The sequence below is a fragment of the Streptomyces thermospinosisporus genome (assembly GCF_039526425.1).
Taxonomy (GTDB): Bacteria; Actinomycetota; Actinomycetes; order Streptomycetales; family Streptomycetaceae; genus Streptomyces; species Streptomyces thermocarboxydovorans.
The window spans coordinates 24,173-42,082 of record NZ_BAAAIZ010000063.1 but is presented as its reverse complement, the minus strand read 5'-3'; the positions used below and the strand labels follow the sequence as shown (position 1 = coordinate 42,082).

20 protein-coding genes and 1 pseudogene are annotated in these 17,910 nt (G+C 69.5%); 6 read left to right on the top strand and 15 right to left on the bottom strand.

The window, feature by feature from the left end; genetic code table 11:
* Positions 1-29: 29 nt before the first annotated feature.
* Entirely contained in the window at positions 30-2,672 is a 2,643-nt protein-coding gene (locus tag ABD207_RS20920) for a serine hydrolase (protein WP_425580780.1), read from the bottom strand.
* 1,090 nt (positions 2,673-3,762) lie between these two features.
* Between ABD207_RS20920 and ABD207_RS20915 the strand changes: the two genes are divergently transcribed.
* The 3 genes from ABD207_RS20915 (at position 3,763) to ABD207_RS20905 (ending at position 6,149) form a co-directional block, all read left to right on the top strand.
* Positions 3,763-4,518: a GOLPH3/VPS74 family protein gene (locus ABD207_RS20915; protein ID WP_344002493.1), complete on the top strand. Its 756-nt coding sequence runs from the start codon at positions 3,763-3,765 to the stop codon at positions 4,516-4,518.
* Positions 4,519-4,810: 292 nt separating this feature from the next.
* Entirely contained in the window at positions 4,811-5,668 is an 858-nt protein-coding gene (locus ABD207_RS20910; RefSeq protein ID WP_344014616.1) for a helix-turn-helix domain-containing protein, read from the top strand.
* Positions 5,669-5,957: 289 nt separating this feature from the next.
* Entirely contained in the window at positions 5,958-6,149 is a 192-nt protein-coding gene (locus ABD207_RS20905; protein ID WP_167996147.1) for a DUF397 domain-containing protein, read from the top strand.
* 100 nt (positions 6,150-6,249) lie between these two features.
* Here ABD207_RS20905 and ABD207_RS20900 read toward each other — a convergent pair whose 3' ends face one another.
* The 8 genes and pseudogenes from ABD207_RS20900 to ABD207_RS20865 all read right to left on the bottom strand — a co-directional run bounded on the left by ABD207_RS20900 (position 6,250) and on the right by ABD207_RS20865 (position 11,512).
* Positions 6,250-7,119, bottom strand: a complete 870-nt coding sequence (locus ABD207_RS20900) for a MerR family transcriptional regulator (protein ID WP_344014615.1) — start codon at positions 7,117-7,119, stop codon at positions 6,250-6,252.
* A 75-nt stretch (positions 7,120-7,194) separates the two neighbouring features.
* Complete coding sequence (locus ABD207_RS20895) at positions 7,195-7,725, bottom strand: glutathione peroxidase (RefSeq protein ID WP_344014614.1); 531 nt, start codon at positions 7,723-7,725, stop codon at positions 7,195-7,197.
* 9 nt (positions 7,726-7,734) lie between these two features.
* Positions 7,735-8,043: pseudogene (locus ABD207_RS20890) on the bottom strand (ArsR/SmtB family transcription factor); the annotation flags it as partial.
* Complete coding sequence (locus tag ABD207_RS20885) at positions 7,995-8,384, bottom strand: hypothetical protein (RefSeq protein ID WP_344014613.1); 390 nt, start codon at positions 8,382-8,384, stop codon at positions 7,995-7,997. The pseudogene ABD207_RS20890 and the gene ABD207_RS20885, both read right to left, overlap by 49 nt.
* Positions 8,385-8,601: 217 nt before the next feature.
* Positions 8,602-9,327 (bottom strand): nucleotidyl transferase AbiEii/AbiGii toxin family protein, encoded by a 726-nt coding sequence (locus ABD207_RS20880; RefSeq protein WP_344014612.1) that lies wholly within the window; start codon positions 9,325-9,327, stop codon positions 8,602-8,604.
* A gap of 120 nt (positions 9,328-9,447) precedes the next feature.
* Positions 9,448-10,266: an SAM-dependent methyltransferase gene (locus ABD207_RS20875; protein WP_344014611.1), complete on the bottom strand. Its 819-nt coding sequence runs from the start codon at positions 10,264-10,266 to the stop codon at positions 9,448-9,450.
* A gap of 238 nt (positions 10,267-10,504) precedes the next feature.
* Positions 10,505-10,894, bottom strand: coding sequence for a hypothetical protein (locus ABD207_RS20870; RefSeq protein ID WP_344014610.1), 390 nt, complete (start codon positions 10,892-10,894; stop codon positions 10,505-10,507).
* 27 nt (positions 10,895-10,921) lie between these two features.
* Complete coding sequence (locus ABD207_RS20865) at positions 10,922-11,512, bottom strand: hypothetical protein (RefSeq protein WP_344014609.1); 591 nt, start codon at positions 11,510-11,512, stop codon at positions 10,922-10,924.
* A gap of 811 nt (positions 11,513-12,323) precedes the next feature.
* Between ABD207_RS20865 and ABD207_RS20860 the strand changes: the two genes are divergently transcribed.
* Positions 12,324-12,899 (top strand): hypothetical protein, encoded by a 576-nt coding sequence (locus ABD207_RS20860; RefSeq protein WP_344014608.1) that lies wholly within the window; start codon positions 12,324-12,326, stop codon positions 12,897-12,899.
* On the opposite strand, the gene ABD207_RS32165 is transcribed toward ABD207_RS20860, so the two are convergent.
* Positions 12,788-13,321 carry a DUF7660 family protein gene (locus ABD207_RS32165; protein WP_425580773.1) on the bottom strand — a complete coding sequence of 178 codons (534 nt, stop codon included), beginning with the start codon at positions 13,319-13,321 and terminating at the stop codon, positions 12,788-12,790. The two genes, ABD207_RS20860 and ABD207_RS32165, sit on opposite strands and share 112 nt — an antisense overlap.
* A 362-nt stretch (positions 13,322-13,683) precedes the next feature.
* Between ABD207_RS32165 and ABD207_RS20855 the strand changes: the two genes are divergently transcribed.
* Both ABD207_RS20855 and ABD207_RS20850 read left to right on the top strand, forming a co-directional pair.
* On the top strand, positions 13,684-14,184 hold the full coding sequence (locus tag ABD207_RS20855; protein WP_344014607.1) for a hypothetical protein: 501 nt from the start codon (positions 13,684-13,686) through the stop codon (positions 14,182-14,184).
* A gap of 285 nt (positions 14,185-14,469) precedes the next feature.
* A complete protein-coding gene (locus tag ABD207_RS20850) occupies positions 14,470-14,832 on the top strand; it encodes a hypothetical protein (protein WP_344014606.1) in 363 nt (120 codons plus the stop codon).
* 15 nt (positions 14,833-14,847) lie between these two features.
* Here the strand turns inward: ABD207_RS20850 and ABD207_RS20845 are convergent, their stop codons facing one another.
* From ABD207_RS20845 to ABD207_RS20825, 5 genes are all read right to left on the bottom strand, one after another.
* Entirely contained in the window at positions 14,848-14,988 is a 141-nt protein-coding gene (locus ABD207_RS20845) for a hypothetical protein (protein ID WP_344014605.1), read from the bottom strand.
* 55 nt (positions 14,989-15,043) lie between these two features.
* A complete protein-coding gene (locus ABD207_RS20840) occupies positions 15,044-15,730 on the bottom strand; it encodes a hypothetical protein (RefSeq protein ID WP_344014604.1) in 687 nt (228 codons plus the stop codon).
* Complete coding sequence (locus ABD207_RS20835) at positions 15,703-16,212, bottom strand: recombinase RecT (RefSeq protein WP_344014603.1); 510 nt, start codon at positions 16,210-16,212, stop codon at positions 15,703-15,705. The genes ABD207_RS20840 and ABD207_RS20835 overlap by 28 nt, the downstream gene beginning before the upstream one ends.
* Before the next feature lie 322 nt (positions 16,213-16,534).
* Positions 16,535-17,185: a hypothetical protein gene (locus tag ABD207_RS20830; RefSeq protein ID WP_344014602.1), complete on the bottom strand. Its 651-nt coding sequence runs from the start codon at positions 17,183-17,185 to the stop codon at positions 16,535-16,537.
* 87 nt (positions 17,186-17,272) lie between these two features.
* Positions 17,273-17,809 carry a hypothetical protein gene (locus tag ABD207_RS20825; RefSeq protein WP_344014601.1) on the bottom strand — a complete coding sequence of 179 codons (537 nt, stop codon included), beginning with the start codon at positions 17,807-17,809 and terminating at the stop codon, positions 17,273-17,275.
* Positions 17,810-17,910 lie beyond the last annotated feature (101 nt).

Genomic DNA, 17,910 nt, shown 5'->3' with positions numbered 1-17,910 from the left:
CAGCAGGAGAGCGCAGGTCACGGCACGGATCAGGCGATGCGCGTCAGCTTGTCCGTGAAGCCGGGCTCCACGAGATCCTCCTTCAGCGCCACCGGCACCTTCACCGCGCTGCTCGACCCGTCACCGACGGTCAGCGTGCCGACCTCGGTGCCGGCCTCGGCGCTGTGCGGCACGGAGCCGGGGGCGAAGGACATCTTCACCTTCAGGCCCGCCCAGCCGACGGCGGAGACGTCCTTGGTGACCACGACCGGCGTACGGCCACCGAGCTGGTCGTCCACATAGCCGACCACGGTGCCCTTCTTCACGACCTTCGCCGAGATCAGCGCATCCTCGGCGGCCTCCAGCGCCGTCTGGCTGACCCGGTTGGCCGTCTCGAGGATCTTCGGCTTGTGCTGGCCGAGGATCGCGCCCACGACCGTCACCGTCCGCCCGTCGACCTCCTCGCGGGAGGCGAAGAGCAGGTTGCCGCCGGCCTTCGTGGTGCTGCCGGTCTTGATGCCGATGGCGCCCATCCGGTACGGCAGCTCGTTGTAGTTCGTCCAGTACTTGCCGGAGGGGTCGGTCCAGCTCGCCGCGCTGGTGATGGCCACCAGGGCAGGGTTCTTGACCACCGCACGCCCCAGCTTCACCTGGTCCTCGGCCGTGGAGACGGTGGTCTCCTTCAGGCCCGAGGGGTCGGTGTAGCGGGTGTCGCTCATCCCGAGCTCCTTGGCGGTGTCGTTCATCTTCTTGACGAACGCCGCCTCGGAGCCCGCGTCCCAGCGGGCCAGCAGCCGGGCGATGTTGTTGGCGGAGGGGATCATGACGGCGGACAGGGCCTGCTTCAGCGTGAGCTTGTCGCCGGCCTTGACGGTGTCCAGCGTGGATTCGCCGTCCTTGTTGTAGCCGCCTTCCTTCTCCGCCGTCTCGTCGATCTCGATCTTCGGGCCTTCCTCCCCTGGCTTGAGGGGGTGGTCCCGCAGGATGACGTACGCGGTCATGGTCTTGGCGACCGAACCGATGGCCACCGGCTTCTGCTCGCCGAAGTGGTCCATCGAGCCGACCCCGTCGACATGCATCCAGCCCTGGCCCTCGCCCGGCCACGGCAGCCGCACCTTGTCGCCCTCGAACACATAGGGCTCCGCGGTGACGGTCAGCGTGGGTTCCGGCAGCGGGCGCACGGCCTGCGCGACCGCAAAGATGATCACCAGCAGCAGGACCAGCGGCGTCCAGATCTTCACCCGCCGCACGGCCGTGCGCAGCGGAGTGTCCGGCGGCGGCGGGGTGTTGGTCAGCTCGGCGAGCAGATCCAGCGGCGGCTTCGGCGGCAGCGGCTGCTGCGCGGTGCGCTCGGGCCCGATCTGCGGCAGCGCGGTGGTCGCCTCGGCGGCGGACGGCTCGGCGCGGGCGGGCTTGCGGACGCCGGGGTCGTCCAGCGACTTCAGCGCGACGAACTTGCTGGTCCGCTCGGACTCGGCCCCGGCCCCGGACCCGGACCCCGGCTTCGAGCCCGACTGCGGCTTCGACTCCGGCTTCTGATCCGGCCTCTGATCCGGCTTCTGCTCCGGCTTCGAGGCACGCTCGGCCTGGCTCTGATCGGAGCGGTCGACCCGGAGCATGGTGGTGGCCTGGTCCAGCGCCGGCCCCGAACGGACGGTCTTGAACACGGCGGTCGGCTGATCGACGGGCCGCTCGGCCTTCCCGCCCTTGCCGGACGAGTCACCCTTCGGGTCACCCTTGGCAGCATCGCCGGCCTTGGCCTTGTCAGCGCCGCCGCCCTTGCCCCCCGAGTCGCCCTTCGGGCTGCCCTTGCCCTCGGCTACACCGCCGCCCTTGCCCGGAGTGCCGTTGGGTGCGGGCGCGGCGGAGGAGCGGGTGCCCTGGGCGGGGGTGCCGTTGGGTGCGGGTGCGCCGGGGGAGCCGGAGCTCTGGTCAAGGGCGCCCTTGGGGCCGCCGTCCTCGTCGCGCTCGGACTTGGCCTTGGCCTCGACGTCGCGGCCGGCTGCCTTCGCCTTGCCGGATGCGTCGTCCCTGGCCGGGGTGGCGTCTTTGGCGCCGGTACGGTCGGCGAGGGGCGCGTCTTTGGCGCCGGTACGGTCGGCGCCGGGCGCGCCCTTGGCGTCGTTGTCAGGCCCGGCGTTCTTGGCATCCGTAGCGCTCTTCGCTGCGGCATCGGCAGCCTCGGCGTCCGCCTCGCCGGGTGCCTTGCGCCCGGTCGGAGTGGTGGCACGGCCCGCCGTGCCGGAGGCGGCGCGCCAGCCGCCGTTGTCCGCGGAGCCCGGTGCGCCCGTGGCGTCGTTGTCGCCCTTGGCGTTCTTGGCTTCCGCGGAGTCCTTCGCATCCGTGGCGCCCTTCGCTGCGGCATCGGCAGCCTCGGCGTCTGCCTCGCCGGGTGCCTTGCGCCCGGTCGGAGTGGTGGCACGGCCCGCCGTGCCGGAGGCGGCGCGCCAGCCGCCGTTGTCCGCGGAGCCCGGTGCGCCCGTGGCGTCGTTGTCGCCCTTGGCGTTCTTGGCTTCCGCGGAGTCCTTCGCATCCGTGGCGCCCTTCGCTCCGGCATCGGCAGCCTCGGCGTCTGCCTCGCCGGGTGCCTTGCGCCCGGTTGGAGCGGTGGCACGGCCCGCCGTGCCGGAGGCGGCGCGCCAGCCGCCGTTGTCCGCGGAGCCCGGTGCGTCGGTGGCATCGGCGCGGTCCACGTCCGGTGCGTCCTTGGCGCCCTTCGCGTCCTGCGCTCCGGCATCGGCAGCCTTGGCCGTCTCGCCGGACGCGTCGCTCCCGGACGGGGTGGTGGCCCGTCCCGCCTTGTCGGATGCCGTGCGCTCGCGGTCCCCGCCTGCGGCGCCCTCTGCGTGCGAGGCGTCGGAGTCGCCGCCGACGGAGTCGTTCGCCTGGGGGGCAGCCGACCACTCGGCGTCGTCGGCTGCATCGCCCTCAACGCCGTCGTTCGCGGCGCTGCTGGTGGCGGCCGACTCCTCGGCGTCGTTTACGGATGCTGCGGCCCCGGTGTCCTCGTCGGCCGCCCGGCCCTTGCTCTTCTCGCTGTCCGCACCGGCGTCAGCGGACGCACCGTCCCCCCCCTCAGACGCCCCAAACGCCTCAGAGGTCCCAGAGTCCCCAGAAGCCCCGGACGGCGACTCCCCAGAGTCCGCCCCCCGGACCCACGCCGCGACCGCGTCCCGCAGGCGCCCGTCACTCTTGGCCGCAGCCTCGTGCTGCTCCTCGCTCGACGGCGGCTTCGCAGCCCCCGCGTCCGCGTCACCGGCCTTCTGCGCACCGTCGCCCGTATCGGCGTCGGAGCCCTTACGCGGCCGTACCGACAGCACCTGGGTGGCCGTGTCGACCCTGGGCCGCGCCTCGGCCGGCTCAGCGGACTGGGCGGAATTCGCGGAATGGGCGGACTTGGCGGGAGCAGCGGCCTCGCGGGCGACCGCCAGGCGCGGGTCACGCGCCTGCGTGGAGCTTCTCGCCTCGGGAACCGGACCCGCGCTCCCCGACGTCGTTCCTGCCGACGACTCGCGCTGCTTCGACTTGTCGGGGGACTCGCCCGCCACCGATGCCTCCTCCATGTGCCGCACGCACGCGTGCGCCAACCGAACCGTGAACCGCCCGCCCGGCAACGCCTCGGAGCGCTGTCCGAACCATGTACCAGTGTCCTGGGTGCGGGCCTACCCCACGCGGTAGACGAGAACGACATACCTACCGGTTCCCTTACGAACCGGTCACGCACCCTCGACAGACCAATGTGAGAGGGGTCACCCTGTCATTCATCCACGCGGGGAGGCATGGATGGGCAGGAGCCGCAGAACACTTCCGGAGGAGCTTCTGCTGCTGGCACTGGACCCGGCCACGGGTACCACTGCACAGCCGCAGTCGCTCGACCTCGGTCTGGCCGGAGCACAGCTAGTGGAGCTGGCGCTGGCCGGACGGATAGCCCCAGACGGGGATCGTATCGCCGTGGTGGTACCACGGCCGACAGGAGATCCGACACTGGACCACGCACTGGAGTTGCTGCGAAGGCGCGGCGCCCCGGTGCGCGCGGTCCACTGGATCGGCGGGCCGCGTCTCGGGCTCCGCCAGACCTACCTCTCGCATCTGGAGCGGTGCGGCATGGTGCAGGCCGTGGCCGGACAGATGTGCGGGGTGCTGCCGACGACTCGCTACCAGGCGACGGACACCGAGATCAGCCGGGAGATCAGGGCCCGGCTGGACGCCGCCATCCGTACCGGTGTGCCGCCGGACCCGCGGACCGCGGCGCTGGCTGCCCTGGCCCACGCGGTCGGCCTCGGCAAACACCTGTATCCGGGGAACGAGGGACGTTCGTCCCGCTCCCGGCTGCGGGATCTGATCCGGCACGACCCCATGGGCGGCCTCGTGGCGCACGCCGTGATGGACGTCCAGAACGGTGTGGCCTCGCAGCCGCGCCGCAGCCCCGCCGCCGGCAGGCAGCCCGCCCCGGGCGGCCGGCGGGGCACGGCGGACCCTGCACGAGGTGTTCCCACACAACCGCGCCGCGGATCCATGGCGCGAGCCGCGGCCCACTGAGGCACGGCAGCACAGACCCGGTCACGGGAGCCGCTGCCCGAGCGGGGCGGAGAGAATGCACGGATTCTCTCCGCCCCGCTCGGCGTGCCCGCAGGCTACGGTCCCGCGTGCGGCCGGCCCTGTGAACTGGCGTGTACTCGTCGAATATCGACCGTTTCCCAGCGGCGGCGGACCTCTTGGTGGCAATCTGCTCAACAGCAGATACGCAAAGTGGCAGAGCAAGCACAAGAAGTACGAAGTGGCGAGTACGAGTACTACGAGTACGAGGCACGCAGCCGGAGGTGCACGTCCCGTGGCGTCCAATGTCAATCCCACCGTCAGGCGACGCCGGCTGGGCCAGGAGTTGCGCAGGCTCCGAGAGCTCAAGGGCATGACGGCGGAGGAAGTGGCGGAGCGGCTGCTGGTGTCGCAGTCGAAGATCAGTCGTCTGGAGAACGGGCGGCGCAGCATCAGCCAGCGCGACGTCCGCGACCTGTGCAATGTCTACGAGGTGGAGGACCAGCGCATCGTCGAGTCCCTGATGCAGATGGCCAAGGACTCGCGTCAGCAGGGCTGGTGGCACGCCTTCGGCGACATCCCGTACAGCGTCTACATCGGCCTGGAGACCGACGCGGAGTCGCTCCGGGTCTACGAACCCCAGATCATCACCGGCCTGTTGCAGACCCGCGCCTACGCGGAGGCCATCATCCAGGGCGGTTCGCCGGAGGCCTCGGAGCAGGAGAACGACAAGCGGGTCGAGGTCCGGCTGCGCCGGCAGAGCCGTATCACCGCCGAGAAGGACCCGCTGCGGCTGTGGGTGGTGCTGGACGAGGCGGCGCTGCACCGGATGGTCGGCAGCCGCCAGGTGATGCGCGAACAGCTGGAGCACGTCCTGGAGATGAGCCGGCTGCCGCACATCACCGTGCAGGTGCTGCCGTTCGAGGTCGGCGCGCACGCCGGCATCAACGGCCAGTACTCGATCCTGGAGTTCGCCGACGCGGCCGACTCGAGCGTGGTCTACATCGAGGGCGTGACCAGCGACCTGTACCTGGAGAAGCCGCACGACGTGCAGAAGTACACCGTGATGTACGAGCACTTGAGGGCCCAGTCGCTGAACGTGGAGGCCTCGCGCCGGCTCGTGGAGAGGATCGCGAAGGAGTACGCGCGCTGACCTTGCCGACCGGCCGCCACTCACGTCTGCCGGGCGCAACTGACGTCTGCCGGGCGCAACTGACGTCTGCCGGGCAGTGCGCGGCGAATTTTATATCCTCACCATGTCAAAATGGAAGACTCACCTGGAATATGTCCCTAGTTGAGTGAAGGACTGCTCCGCAAGAGGAGGGTGGCGAGTAGCGTCGATCACGCCAACCACGAGTCGAGGTTGGCGCAATCCGTTCTGCGGGTCCTTGCCGGAATGCGCAGCCCGGTGACGCAACTCAGCAACTGGCTACGGAGCGAACATGGCAATTCGTCTGGGCGCCACGGAAACGTGGACGACGTCCTCCTACACCAACAACAACGGCGCGTGCGTGATGGTCAGGTCGACCACCGAGGAAGCGCTGGAGCTCGGCGACACCAAGATCCCCGAGGGTCCGAAGCTGGCGTTCCCCGCGGACGCGTGGAGCGCGTTCGTGGCCGCGGTCAAGTCCTAGCCCGGGCGGCGAAAGACCCTCAAGCACCACCGACAGAGCCCTCTCGACGAGTTCGCCGTCCTTGCCGAGAGGGCTCGGCTTGTGGGCGCAAGCCCTCAGCTCACTTCACCGGAAAGGCCACGTCACACACCGGATCCTCGGCTCCCGCCGCGTCCCAGTCCGCGAAGTACACCTCCCGGCACGGCCCCGCCTGGCTCAGCCCCTCGGCAGCGATCCACTCCTCCACCGCCTCGAACGCCGCCAGGATCTGCGGATGGGCCACCTGGGCCTTGGAGATCCGGGTGTACGCCAGCCTGCGGGCCGGCTCCACCCGCACCGTCGTCTCCCAGGCCCGGCCCCGCTGTTCGGCCCACGCCCGTGCCGCCGCCTCGTCGGCGACCGGAACACATGCCTCCGCCGGTCCGTCGCTCTCCATCGACACCTCGGCGTGGTACGCCACGAACGGCACCCCCGTCACACCCCCGCACTTCTCGGCCGCCGCCGCCAGCCGCCCCAGCGACGCCCCGATCCAGGCCGGCAGCTCAGGGGCCAGTGTGTGCCGCTTCTCGGTGATCACCACCTGCTCCGGCACATCCACCATCTCGACCGCGAACTTCCCGTGCATCTCGGAGCTCCTCCCCGACAGTCGTCCACGGAGGTACTCGGCGAGCGCCCGCTGCCCGGCGACCCGGGTCTCGACACCGGCCCAGTAGGCGGCGAGCCGATCGGCCGCCACCCCACCGTCGCCGGCGTCGAGGACCTCGGCGATCCGGGCGAGCGGCATGTCCAGCTGCCGTAGCAGCGCCACCAGCCGGGCGTGCTCCACCTGGCCCGCCGCGTAGTACCGGTAACCGGTGGCCGGGTCGACCTGCGCGGGCACCAGCAGGCCCAGCCGGTCGTACAGGCGCAGCGCCTTCGCCGACAGCCGCGCCCGCGCGGCGAACGCCCCGATGCTCAGCAGCTCCTCGTCCACGCCGTCATCCTCCGTCACCGGACGGCCTCTCCGCCCGGCGACAAGGACGCTCGCCCCTGCCCCAGGGGCAAGGTCAAGGGACGTCCCGAGGCGTCACCCCAGAGCCTTCTCCACCGCCGCCACGACCTCGGCCGACTCCGGCTCGGTCTGCGGCGCGAACCGGGCGACGACTTGGCCGTCCCGGCCGATCAGGAACTTCTCGAAGTTCCAGCGGATGTCCCCGCTGTGCCCCCCGGCGTCGGCGTGACCGACCAGCCGCTCGTACAGCGGGTGCCGGCCAGCCCCGTTGACCTCGATCTTCTCGGTCATCGGGAAGGTCACCCCGTACGTCGCCGAGCAGAAGTCGGCGATCTCCTCCGCACTGCCCGGCTCCTGCCCGAGGAACTGGTTGCAGGGCACCCCGAGCACGGTGAACCCCCGCTCGGCATACCGCTCGTGCAGCCGCTCCAGCCCCTCGTACTGGGGCGTCAGCCCGCACTTGGAGGCCACGTTCACCACCAGCACGACCCGCCCGGCGTACTGCCCGAGCTCGGCCGGACCACCGGTGAGCGCACCGATCTCGACATCGAGGGGAGAGGCACCGCTGTTCTCGCCGTTCTCCGCATGCGTCATGGCATTCGTCATGCCCGGATGCTAAGGGGTGTCCGCACCCCTAGCCGCGCGAGATGGACGCCCCCGCGCGTTCAGGTCACCCCCGGCCCCCGGCCCCTCCCCGAGCCCGGATTCCGATTCCGACGCCTGCACCACCACATCCCCCGCCGCCGTACGCACATACAGCACCGACCGCCCCGCCCTGCCCCAGCGCCGCACCAGCCCCGCCTCCAGCAGCACCCGCAGATGCCGGCCCACCGAACCCAGCCCCTGCCCGGTCACGGCGACAAGCTGGCTCGTACTCATGGGCGAGGCCAGCAGCACCAGCACCCGGGCCCGCGCCCGCCCCATTCCCGGTGCGTCCGGCCTCGGGAGGTCCGGTAGGTGCGGTTGTTCGTGTCGGCGTAGGCGAAGTCGATGCGCCAGTTGCAGAAACCGCTGTTGAGCGCGCCCACGAAGCCGCAGTCGAGGCCGGCGTTCTGATACGTGATCTTCCGGCTCTGCCCGCGGATGATGTGGGTGAACATGCACCCCGTCGGGATCTTCATCGTCGCCCCGCCGATGCTGTACTCGAAGGTGCGGACCGGCGTCGAGCCGACTGCGGAGGCATGCGCGGCGAGCGGGCCCGAGACGGTGAGCGTGGCTGCGGCGGCGAGCGCGGTGGTCAGGCGCGCGCCGTAGGACCAGAGCAAGGGGATCCCCTCCTGATGTCTCGCGTCTTTCTGCGAACACCAGGGGCAACCGTGATCGAAAACCGGAGGTTGCCGGGCTTCCGGCCGTTTCACCACGTCAGGTGATCACGACACCAGTGTGCTGACCTGCAGAGACGTTGCTTCAGGTGGGGGTACGACCATCTGCGCGCGGTCGGGTGCCGGTCAGTCGGGCAGTCGGTCGGTCAGCCAGTCGGGGTCAGTCCGAATCCTGGGCCTCTTCCGCGTTCTCCTGCCCCTCCTCCGGAGGTTCGCCCTCCAGGAGGCGTTCTGCGATGTCGTCGGCCCACTGCTGAGCCCAGCGACGGAGTTCGTCGACGGCGGGGAAGTCGAGGCCCTGTCTGCGGAACTCGCTGTCGTCCAGCCAGTCGGTGCCGGTGAGGCGGGACTGGAGTTCGGCGAGGTCGAAGGTGTCGGGGGCATGGCGGCGGCCGAGTTCCTCGAGCTCCAGATGGCTCCAGCGGTCGGCCACGGCGTGGACGTCGACGAGGTCGCGGGGCAGCCCCCGGTCGGCCAGCGCCCTGACCTTCGTACCGACGAGGTCCTCGAGGGAGAGCACCGGCCCCGCCTCCGTCATCACCGGCGGCCGCCACAGCATCTCCTTGCGCAGGTCCACGGGGCACTCGTCGCCGTCCGCCGCCTCGCGCACCACCAGCCGCGCCGCCAGCGGGTCCGCCTGCACCTCCCCGACGACCCACCCACGGGCCTCCAGCCCCGCTCGCACCGCGTCGGCGATCTCACCCATCGGCGCGGCGTCCTCGGTGGCCAGGTCCACGCCCCGGCTGACCCGCTCCACCAGCCCGTGCGCCCGCACCGCGTCGCCCCCCGCCAGCACCAGCCCGTACGGCGCGCCGACGGCGAGCAGATCCGCCCGCAGCCGCTCGTGCACGGCGTTCGTCCCGGCAACCGGTCCCGCTGAGGCCATGCCCCGATTATCGCCCGCACCCCGCCGACCTGCGGAGACGGCGGGGCGGACGGGTGAGGCCCCGCAGCGGGCCGGAGTCGCCGCACACCGTGAACCGTCGCGTACGTACCCGCCGCGGGGCTACTCCTTCAGCGCCACGCCGCAGAACGCATCCAGGTCGGCCGGACCGCTCTCCCCGTCCTCGGGCCGCCACTCCGGCACCCGCACGACGCCCGGCTCCACCAGCTTCAGCCCGTCGAAGTACCCGGCGATCTCCTCGACGGCGCGCACGTAGTACGGCACCGCCCCGCTCTTCCGGTACGCCTCCGCGGCCGCGATCATGGGCTCGCTGGTGGCCGTACTGTCGGAGATCACCAGGTAGCTCCCGGACGGCAGCCGCGCCATCAGCCGCTGCACCAGGGCGCGCGCGTCCTCGTACGGGTCCACATGGCCGAGCGTGTTGAGGATCATGAGCCCGACCGGCTTCGAGAAGTCGAGCGTCTCGGCGGCGGCCCGCAGCACCTTGTCCGGGTCGTGCATGTCGGCGTCGATGTACGCGGTCTTGCCCTCGGGCGTGCTGGTCAGCAGGGCCTGGGCGTGCGCCAGCACGATCGGGTCGTTGTCCACGTACACGATCCGCGAGTCCGGGGCGACCCGCTGCGCCACCTCGTGCGTGTTGTCGGCGGTCGGCAGCCCCGTGCCGATGTCCAGGAACTGCCGGATCCCCTGCTCACCGGCGAGATACCGCACGGCCCGCCCGAGGAACTTGCGGCTGGAGACCGCCACGTCCACGAGCCCCGGGAAGATCTCCTTGATCTGGTCCCCGACCTCGCGGTCGATCTTGTAGTTGTCCTTGCCGCCGATGAAGTAGTTCCAGAACCGCGCCGAGTGCGGCCTGGACGTGTCGATCCGCGCCCGCGTCTCGAAACCGGCACTGTCCTGAGCGATGTCCTCCGACACGGCTGAGCCTCCTGTGAGTGAACGGCGACCGGTGCACCAGCCCACCAACCTACGTGAACTTGGCCCTTGACACCGCTAGTTGTGCACGGAAGAAGGCCGGAGCCAGGCGAACGCGGTGGCGCCGCACTGCCGTCCGGGTGGCGTCGGCTCGCCTCTGCCGCGGCGAGCCGACGTCGGCCGGACGCGTACCGCATGCCGGCCGGACATGCGTCGCATGCAGCCGGGCGCGCTTCTCACATCAGCCGGCAGCCGACATGACGGCGCCGAGGAGGGCAGGGGCGATCACCAGCCCCGAGGCCCGCACGGCGGTCCCGCTCCCGCCGCCCGCCGTGAGCCTGCGCACCGCGAAGGCCGCGACCAGGGCGAGCGGGAAGACGACCAGGGCCGCCTGGTCGATTCCGACAGCGTGCCCGGACAACCGCCCGGCACCCGTCATCGCCAGCGTCCCGGCGAGGAGCGCCAGCAGCACCGGACCGGCGCCGAACCAGCGGTCCTCGAGGTGCTCGACGACCTTGCCGAAACCGGCCCCCGCCAGCTTCATCCGCACCGAACTCACCAGCGCGGCACCCAGGACGGCGAAGCCGACGACGAGAAAGGCCCACTGCAGGACCGCCGCGACCGTGTGCATCGTCCGTCTCCTCCTTCTCCGGCCGTCCTACCAGCAGTTCTTGATGACCTGGTCGACGCCCAGGACTTCGGCCGCGAGGGCTCCCATGCCGGTTCCGGCCTCCTCGAAGACCTCCATGATCGCCTTCTTGAAGCTCTTCTTGCCGCGCTTCTTCTTGTCCTGGATCTTCTTGACGACCTTCTTGACGCCGCCGAGCTTGTCGATGGCCTTCTTGACCTTGTAGATCTTCCCGATGGCCAGCAGGTTCGAGCCGACGGCCAGCAGAATGCCCCGGGCGCAGCCACCGGCGTTGAACTTGAATGCCTGGATACGGCCCTCGCCGGCCCTCTCCCCGAGGCGCGCCTCGAGCCACTGCTCGGTGGCTTCCTGCCCCTGCTGCAGCACGTCGTCCGGGATCTCGCTGACGGCGCGGAGCGCCTCCTCCAGACCGGCGAAGGCGGCCTCCTCGTCCAGGCTCTCCAGCGCGCCCAGGCCGGCACCCGTCTCCGCCGCCATGCTCACCGAAGGCATCTCCGAGGCGGCTCGCTCCGCGCCCGTGGCGTTCGCCAGCGGAGCCGCTACGCCCAGGGCCACCGCGGCCGCCGTGAGGGCCGCGACGTCGCGGACCTCTTGCGCCACTGGTCACTGCTGCTTCTGGCCGAGTGCTCAGCGGCGATGAATGACGTGGTCACGTCTCCCCCTGATGTTCCGTTGTCGTTCAGCATGCTGGTCGGGCATGCAGCTGCGTCGCGTCACATGAGTGCTGGTCAGGCGGTCGTTGATCAACGTGGCCGTACCGATCTTGTGGTGAACATGTCCCGATGACAACGGATTTGAGGAAGCCCTGAGCATCGACCTCACAGTGTGGTGCGGTAGGTGCTCGTGGGCGGCCCGTCGGCCGCGCCGTCACCACGCTGCTGCTCTACTACGGCACCCTGTCCGCGGGCGACAACTACCCCCTGGCCATGGTTCTGGTCGGCCTGGCGCCACCCTCGCCGGCTACGTCCCGCTCTACGCCCTGATGCCGTCCCTGCCCCCGAACACCGGCGCCAGGCGATGCCGGCCCTCAACCTCGGCGCCGGCGCCGGCACGTCCGTGGGCCCCGCCATCGTCGGCCTCTTCCTCGGCCCCTTCGGCGTCCAGGGCGCCTTGTGGACCTTCGCCGCCCCTCTACTCGGCCAGCGCCGTCATGACCCTCTTCCTCACCGTCCGCGACACGGCCCCTGCAGCTGGGGGACGCGGCACCCGAGCCGCCGACGCCGACCTCGGCTGAGCCCGACACCGAAGGGTCCAGCCCCCCGGGCCTCACTCCACCATCACGGACACCGCTCCCGGCGACCGCCTCGCCGGGAGCGGTGCGCACGACTGGCCTGCCAGGTGCGCGCTCCAGCCGTCGCCGGTCGAGATCGACCGACGTGGACTGTCACTGGCAGCCCCTATCGTCGGCGCCATGGGTGACCACTTCCAGACCATCGTCGACCTCGACGCCACGCCGGCCGAGGCCGAGGCCCTCGCGGACCGCGCCCTCCACTGGCTGGTGAGCGAGGGGATCGTCCTTGCCCAGCAGACCACGTGTGTGCTCGGAGCACCGGCAGGCCACCCGCCCGGCGAACACTGGGCAAAGGCAGTCATCGACCCGGACTGGGAGCCGACGGACGGCCTCGCGGTGGAGACCGGCCGCACGGTCTTCCACGGTGGACAAGGCGGCGCCCAGTACGCCATCTGCCCGAAGTGCGCCGCCCGAACCGACTTCTTCACCGAGACCTGGGAGCCGATAGACGGGGCCGACGACGCGTTCTTCGAAGCCATCAACACCTGGCACAAGACCGGGAAGGCCACCGTCACCTGCTCCCACTGCGCCTCGGCCTCCGACCTCCGCGCCTGGAAATGGGCCGACGACTACTACGCCTTCGCCTACCTCGGCTCCGAGTTCTGGAACTGGCCCGAGTTCACCCCTCGCTTCCTGGCCGACTTCGCCCAAGTGCTCGAGGGACACCGGGTGGTGCGCGTGTGGGGAAAACTATGAGTCCCGGAATGCCGGAGGGCACACCGCGAGAGGCTGGCACCACGTCGCCTGACTACCACTTCAGCCGTGTTACCCAGATCCGGTAACCGCCAGGCACTCCGAGCGCGACGTACCGCCGCCTGACCATGCAGTTCCCCGTGCTCATAGGACGCCTCCGGCAAGGCTATGCGTAAACTCGAGCGGCGGTCAGGGCGCGCGCGAAGAAGGTCCAGGTCGCCGTCAGCCGGCAGGTCGTGCCCGAAGTTCCGGTACCACCCCGGAGAGGCAGTGACCCAGGCTTCCAAGCCAGCCAGAAATCTGTCCAGTGTTGCGTTCTCCCAGTGCCGGCCGTTGACTGCGTAGTCCGCGCGAAGGTGCGCCAGGAAGGCACTGAAAGCCTCACGATCGTCGATGTGATCGTCGGGCCCAAGGGGGCTTGTCATAGCCGGGATCCTGCGAGGGCATCCAGCGGTGTATCGCCTGCTCCCATCAGGCATGGCAGTCACGTTCAACACGGAGTGGCGGCTAGAGGCCGACCTGCCTGACACCCTCGTACCCGACGCCACTCGCCCCCGTATTGCCACAGCCCTCGCAGCGCACCTTGTGGAGACGGGTCTCGGACTGACCCGTCGATGCGGAGGCCGGAGCCTGTTGCGTAGCGGGGGACGGCTACGATCACGCCATGCCGGGCAGAGGTGGAGGGCTGGCGCGCGCCTACTGGGCTCTCGATCGCGCCCTCGGAGGTCAACGACCCCCGACCAGAGCGCAGATGTTCGCAGCAAGACGGCCACTCGCCGTCTGGCTTGTGGCAGGGATCGTGTGGTGGGGCCTCTTCCTCATCCTCCTCGAGGGCAAGGTTCTGCCCGCGTTGGGCATCGGCGTGCTGCTCGGCGGAGTGCAGGTGGTGTTCGCCCGGATCGAAAGGGGCCGCCAGCGCCGCCTCGTGCGTCTGGGAGTCTGGGACGGTGTCCACGCCCATTCCGCCGGCGAGACCCGGGCCATGGACAAGCGCCGGATGCACCGCGAGAACCTACGGCCGCTGTGCGAGGTGCTGGCGCACTTCGCCGAGCACGACTTCGGGGACTCCGAATGGGAGGTCGTCGATGGGGCCGTGGAGGGAACGGACATCGAGCGGGATACGTGGTACAGCCACCGGCTGGCGGGCCGACGCACGTTCACCTTGCGGATCGCGGCGGTGCCCGATTCGAGAGACGTTTATGTCGAGATCTACGGGGTGCTGGGCGGCCGCGGAAAGTCCCTGATCGCAGGGGTGTTGCACGTGCTCGGCAAGTATCGTGTGAGCTGATCTTTCTCGATCGCGGATGCATCGCGACCTTGCGTCGGCGCCACAATCTGGAGGCAGCTGCTCGCCCTCGGACCATGCCGCCACCACCGGGACCGGCTGCTGCGGAGGCGTCCCGGTCCGCGACCGACGTCGTTGGAGGTGCTGCGGTGTCTTCCTTGGTGCGAACCCCGGACGGGTAGGTCGCTGAGGTCAGCCGAGCTGGCACATGCGTCAGGAGGGTCGTAGCGCGATAATGGGTAAGGGTCCGCTCGTAGTCACCTTAGGAACTACACCACGGGGGCCACCATGGATGCCCCAACGATCGCCATATTAATCGCCTCTCTAGCATTCGCTATGGCTGTCATGACTTTTATAGTCGCCGTAGTGAGGGGGAAAAAGGAGGACGGGCGTCACCGGACGGAGCAGGTGCGGTCGCTCGCTGGTCTGTTCGCTGTAATGGCAAGCGACGGCGCCATAGCGGCAGCAGCGGCATTGGGGATCGCTCACACACCTGACAATGGCCAGCATGTGGCGCTGCTCACCAGCGCGTTCACCGGCATTACCGCCATAACTACTGCCTACTTCGGCATCAAGGCTGTTTCTAACACTGCTGATTCAGCGATTCACAAAAAGCGGCAGGATGGTGACGGCGACGGCGACGGCGACTGAAAACCGACCTGTGCGCTAGCCTCGATCTTTCGTGATCGAGGAGGGGCCGAGGAGGCGCTGGCGGGAGCGCGGTCTGGCGCGGTCGTCGCGGTGTGCGCCCTTCCACAGGTCGGGGACCGGGACGCCGAGGTCGTCGACGATGCTGTCGGTGGTCATGGTGATCTCGCACTCTGTTGGGTGTTCTTCCCCTTCGCCTGACGGGCAGGAGGGGCTATTGGGCCGAGCGGGCGGTGGCCTTGCTCCGGGAGGACTTCCGGGCCGTCGGCTTCTCCGCGGTGCTCTTGCGCGTCGTGGTCTTCGCCGCGGCCTTGCGCGGTGCCGCCTTCTTGGCCGAGGCGCGTCGGCGCGTGGGTGAGGTACCTGCCGTCGGGTCGGACTTGGCGGAGGCGTCCTCGCCGGTCTCGCCGTCATCCGGCTGCAAGGTGTTGAGGAGGACGCGCAGCTGTTCGGGGCTGGCGTCCTGGTAGGAGACGCCGAAGTCGTCGACGCACCGCTCGTTGACGGTGTCGAAGCCCATGCCAAGGCGGCCGGCGAGTTCCTGGACCTCCCTGCGTGCCTGATCCAGTTCGGCGCGAGGATCGGCCGGTGGCGGCGTCTCGATCTCCTGCGCCGACATCGCGTCCGTAGTCTCCTCGACGCCACGGGTTTCGACGATTTCGCCTTCGACCACGTCTCCGGACGAGGGCGCTTCTACGTTCCGCTGGGTCTCGTCCGGTCGCTCTGCCTTTTCGCTCCGCAGTCGCGCGGCGGCGGCCTGGACTCGCTCGCGGGACTCCGCCGCATCGGCCGCGTGCATCTCCTCGTCGACGTGCAGGCCGGACAGGTCCGCCGGGCAGGCCCGGCGGAGGGCCAGGGCCTCGGCGACCTTGCTCAGTTGACTGCAGGCATTTGCGGCCACAGCCCGCCGAGCTTGTACTCCTGGGCTTCGTAGTCCCACACCTTGGGCGCGTACTCCCGCCAGTGGGCAACGGCGGGGAAGCGTGAGTCGCCGCGCCAGACGACGACACGGCAGGCAGCCGGCGGTTCGTCGCGCAGCCACACCGTGTGCTCGCCGCCCTCGGCGTCGAACCAGACGAAGTCCTCGTACGCGATGGACTGTCCGGCCCGGTCGGCGGCCCGGCGTGCGATGAGCCGGTAGCCGTCGATGCCGGTCTGGATCGTCCAGCGGATCTCGCCGCGCGACTTGCGCTTGATCATGTAGATCTGCCGACCGAACGGGTCGAGCCCCGACGCCTTGCAGTAGTGGAAGAAGATCCCCAGCTGAGCCGGACTGGCCTCCGCCAGATCCGGGAATGCTGCGCGCAGCGCGCGCAACTGCTGGTCCTCGAACGCCTTCTGGTCCTCGCGGATCGCGAGCCAGGTGACCGGAGCGTCGGCCACATCCCCTCCATGCATCGTGGTCCCCTCACTTGGACTTCAACTGTCGCAACACATGTTGCGGTGTGCGGCATGGAAGTCCTCGAAGCGCTCGTCGATGGTTGGCTCGTCGTGAAGGTGAGCGTGGTCTGGCTCTGGTATCTCCAGCGGCAGCTCTGTCTGTTCGCGTGTGCGCATTGCTCTCCCTGGAGGACCTAGATCTGTCGCAACACATGTGAGCCATGATCTTAAAGGTGATGGGCAAAGTGCGCTGTGTGCGAGACGATCCGCCTGGATGTGCGCGAGAAGCTGCGCCCGTCGTCCCTCTCCGCGTCGGGACGCAGTCCTACCGCTTGGGCCGCACGGTCATGGAGAACCCGGAATTCAGGAGCTCGGCGGCGAACGCGGCCACGTCCTCCACGGTGTGCTCGCCCGGCATGAAGGTGCGCGCCTCCGGAAGCGGCGGGGGTGTCGGCTTCGGCTCCACCGGCGGCTTCCGGCCGCGGGGCTTGATCTGCTCACGCTCGCCCGCCCGAATGCGGTCGATGCCGTCCTGAACAGTTGCCCGCCCGCGCTGCTCGGCGTCCTCCAGCACGGTGTCCAGCAGCCACAGCGGAGAGCCGGAGATCACGGCGTCCTCGGATGCGAAGCTCCTGCGGACCCGCCACTGGTAGACGTCCATGTACTTCTTGCCGAAGACCCAGGGGATCTCCTTCAGGCCGACGATGTCCGGAAGCTCTGCCACATCACTGACCTCGTACCCGCCATCGATGCCGGCCTTGTACTCCTTCAGCCGCTGAGCGTCGAACTCGCGATTGCCGTCCTCGGACAGTCCAAGGACCGTGGGCAGCAGCCAGTACGGATTGCCGGAGATGACGACGTCCGGCTCTCCGAGCACGCCTCGCGTCTTCCAGAGCTGCGAGGTCTGCCGCTCCACTCCGTAGAGGAAAGCGATCTCCGCGTGCCCCAGGAGATACGGGAACCGCTTCTTCGCCACGACGCCTCCGTGCCTGCGCAGATATAACGGACTTGATGCGTCAAGCATAGTTGCTCAGACGGACAGGCTTGATCGGGGCAGCAACGGCTACGACAGGACCGGCTGGCCGCAGACGAGTGCCTCCAGGGCCTGGGCCGACCGCGGAGCGAGACGGTAGATCCCGTGCACGCTGACGGCGCGCAGCAACTCCCCGTCGACGACGTGCTTGATCCGCCGCTCACCCCGTCGTGACCGATAGGTCAGCTGGGAGAGGGCCTCGCCAGGGACTGGCGTGTCGAAGGAGAGCGGAGTTCCGGGCGGGCCGACCACGACCTCGGTGACACAGCTGGTCTTCAGCGGCTTCCAGTGGATCAGCCGGAGGTAGTCCTCCATGGGTAGGTGATCACCGATCGTGTCGTACTCCAGCAGGCGGCCGACCTCCATGGACCCAAGCACCCACATCCGCTTGCGGAAGACCCGTATCGGGTAGACCCGATCGCCCGGCCTGACCCCAGCGTGCGTGAAGCTGGGCAGTGACTGATGGGGCCCGCCGAACAGGACGCTCAGCCGCTCGCCCGCAAAGCCGCCCTCGATGAGGGCCTTGCACAGGTCATTGGTCCACAGGGTCGTGTACGCGTCTGCCATGGCCGGACGGTATCCGGTGCCACTGACAACACGGTCAGTGTCGGCAGAAGCGATGTTGTCGGATGTGGCGCCGCACTCTAGGCTCGTTTCCTCTTTCCTTT

Coding starts and splice junctions, on each gene's coding strand:
- ABD207_RS20915 (WP_344002493.1), top strand. CDS start 3,763: ATGGGCAGGAGCCGCAGAACACTTCCGGAGGAGCTTCTGCTGCTGGCA.
- ABD207_RS20905 (WP_167996147.1), top strand. CDS start 5,958: ATGGCAATTCGTCTGGGCGCCACGGAAACGTGGACGACGTCCTCCTAC.
- ABD207_RS20895 (WP_344014614.1), bottom strand. CDS start 7,725: ATGACGAATGCCATGACGCATGCGGAGAACGGCGAGAACAGCGGTGCC.
- ABD207_RS20880 (WP_344014612.1), bottom strand. CDS start 9,327: ATGGCCTCAGCGGGACCGGTTGCCGGGACGAACGCCGTGCACGAGCGG.
- ABD207_RS20870 (WP_344014610.1), bottom strand. CDS start 10,894: ATGCACACGGTCGCGGCGGTCCTGCAGTGGGCCTTTCTCGTCGTCGGC.
- ABD207_RS20860 (WP_344014608.1), top strand. CDS start 12,324: ATGGGTGACCACTTCCAGACCATCGTCGACCTCGACGCCACGCCGGCC.
- ABD207_RS32165 (WP_425580773.1), bottom strand. CDS start 13,321: ATGACAAGCCCCCTTGGGCCCGACGATCACATCGACGATCGTGAGGCT.
- ABD207_RS20850 (WP_344014606.1), top strand. CDS start 14,470: ATGGATGCCCCAACGATCGCCATATTAATCGCCTCTCTAGCATTCGCT.
- ABD207_RS20845 (WP_344014605.1), bottom strand. CDS start 14,988: ATGACCACCGACAGCATCGTCGACGACCTCGGCGTCCCGGTCCCCGAC.
- ABD207_RS20825 (WP_344014601.1), bottom strand. CDS start 17,809: ATGGCAGACGCGTACACGACCCTGTGGACCAATGACCTGTGCAAGGCC.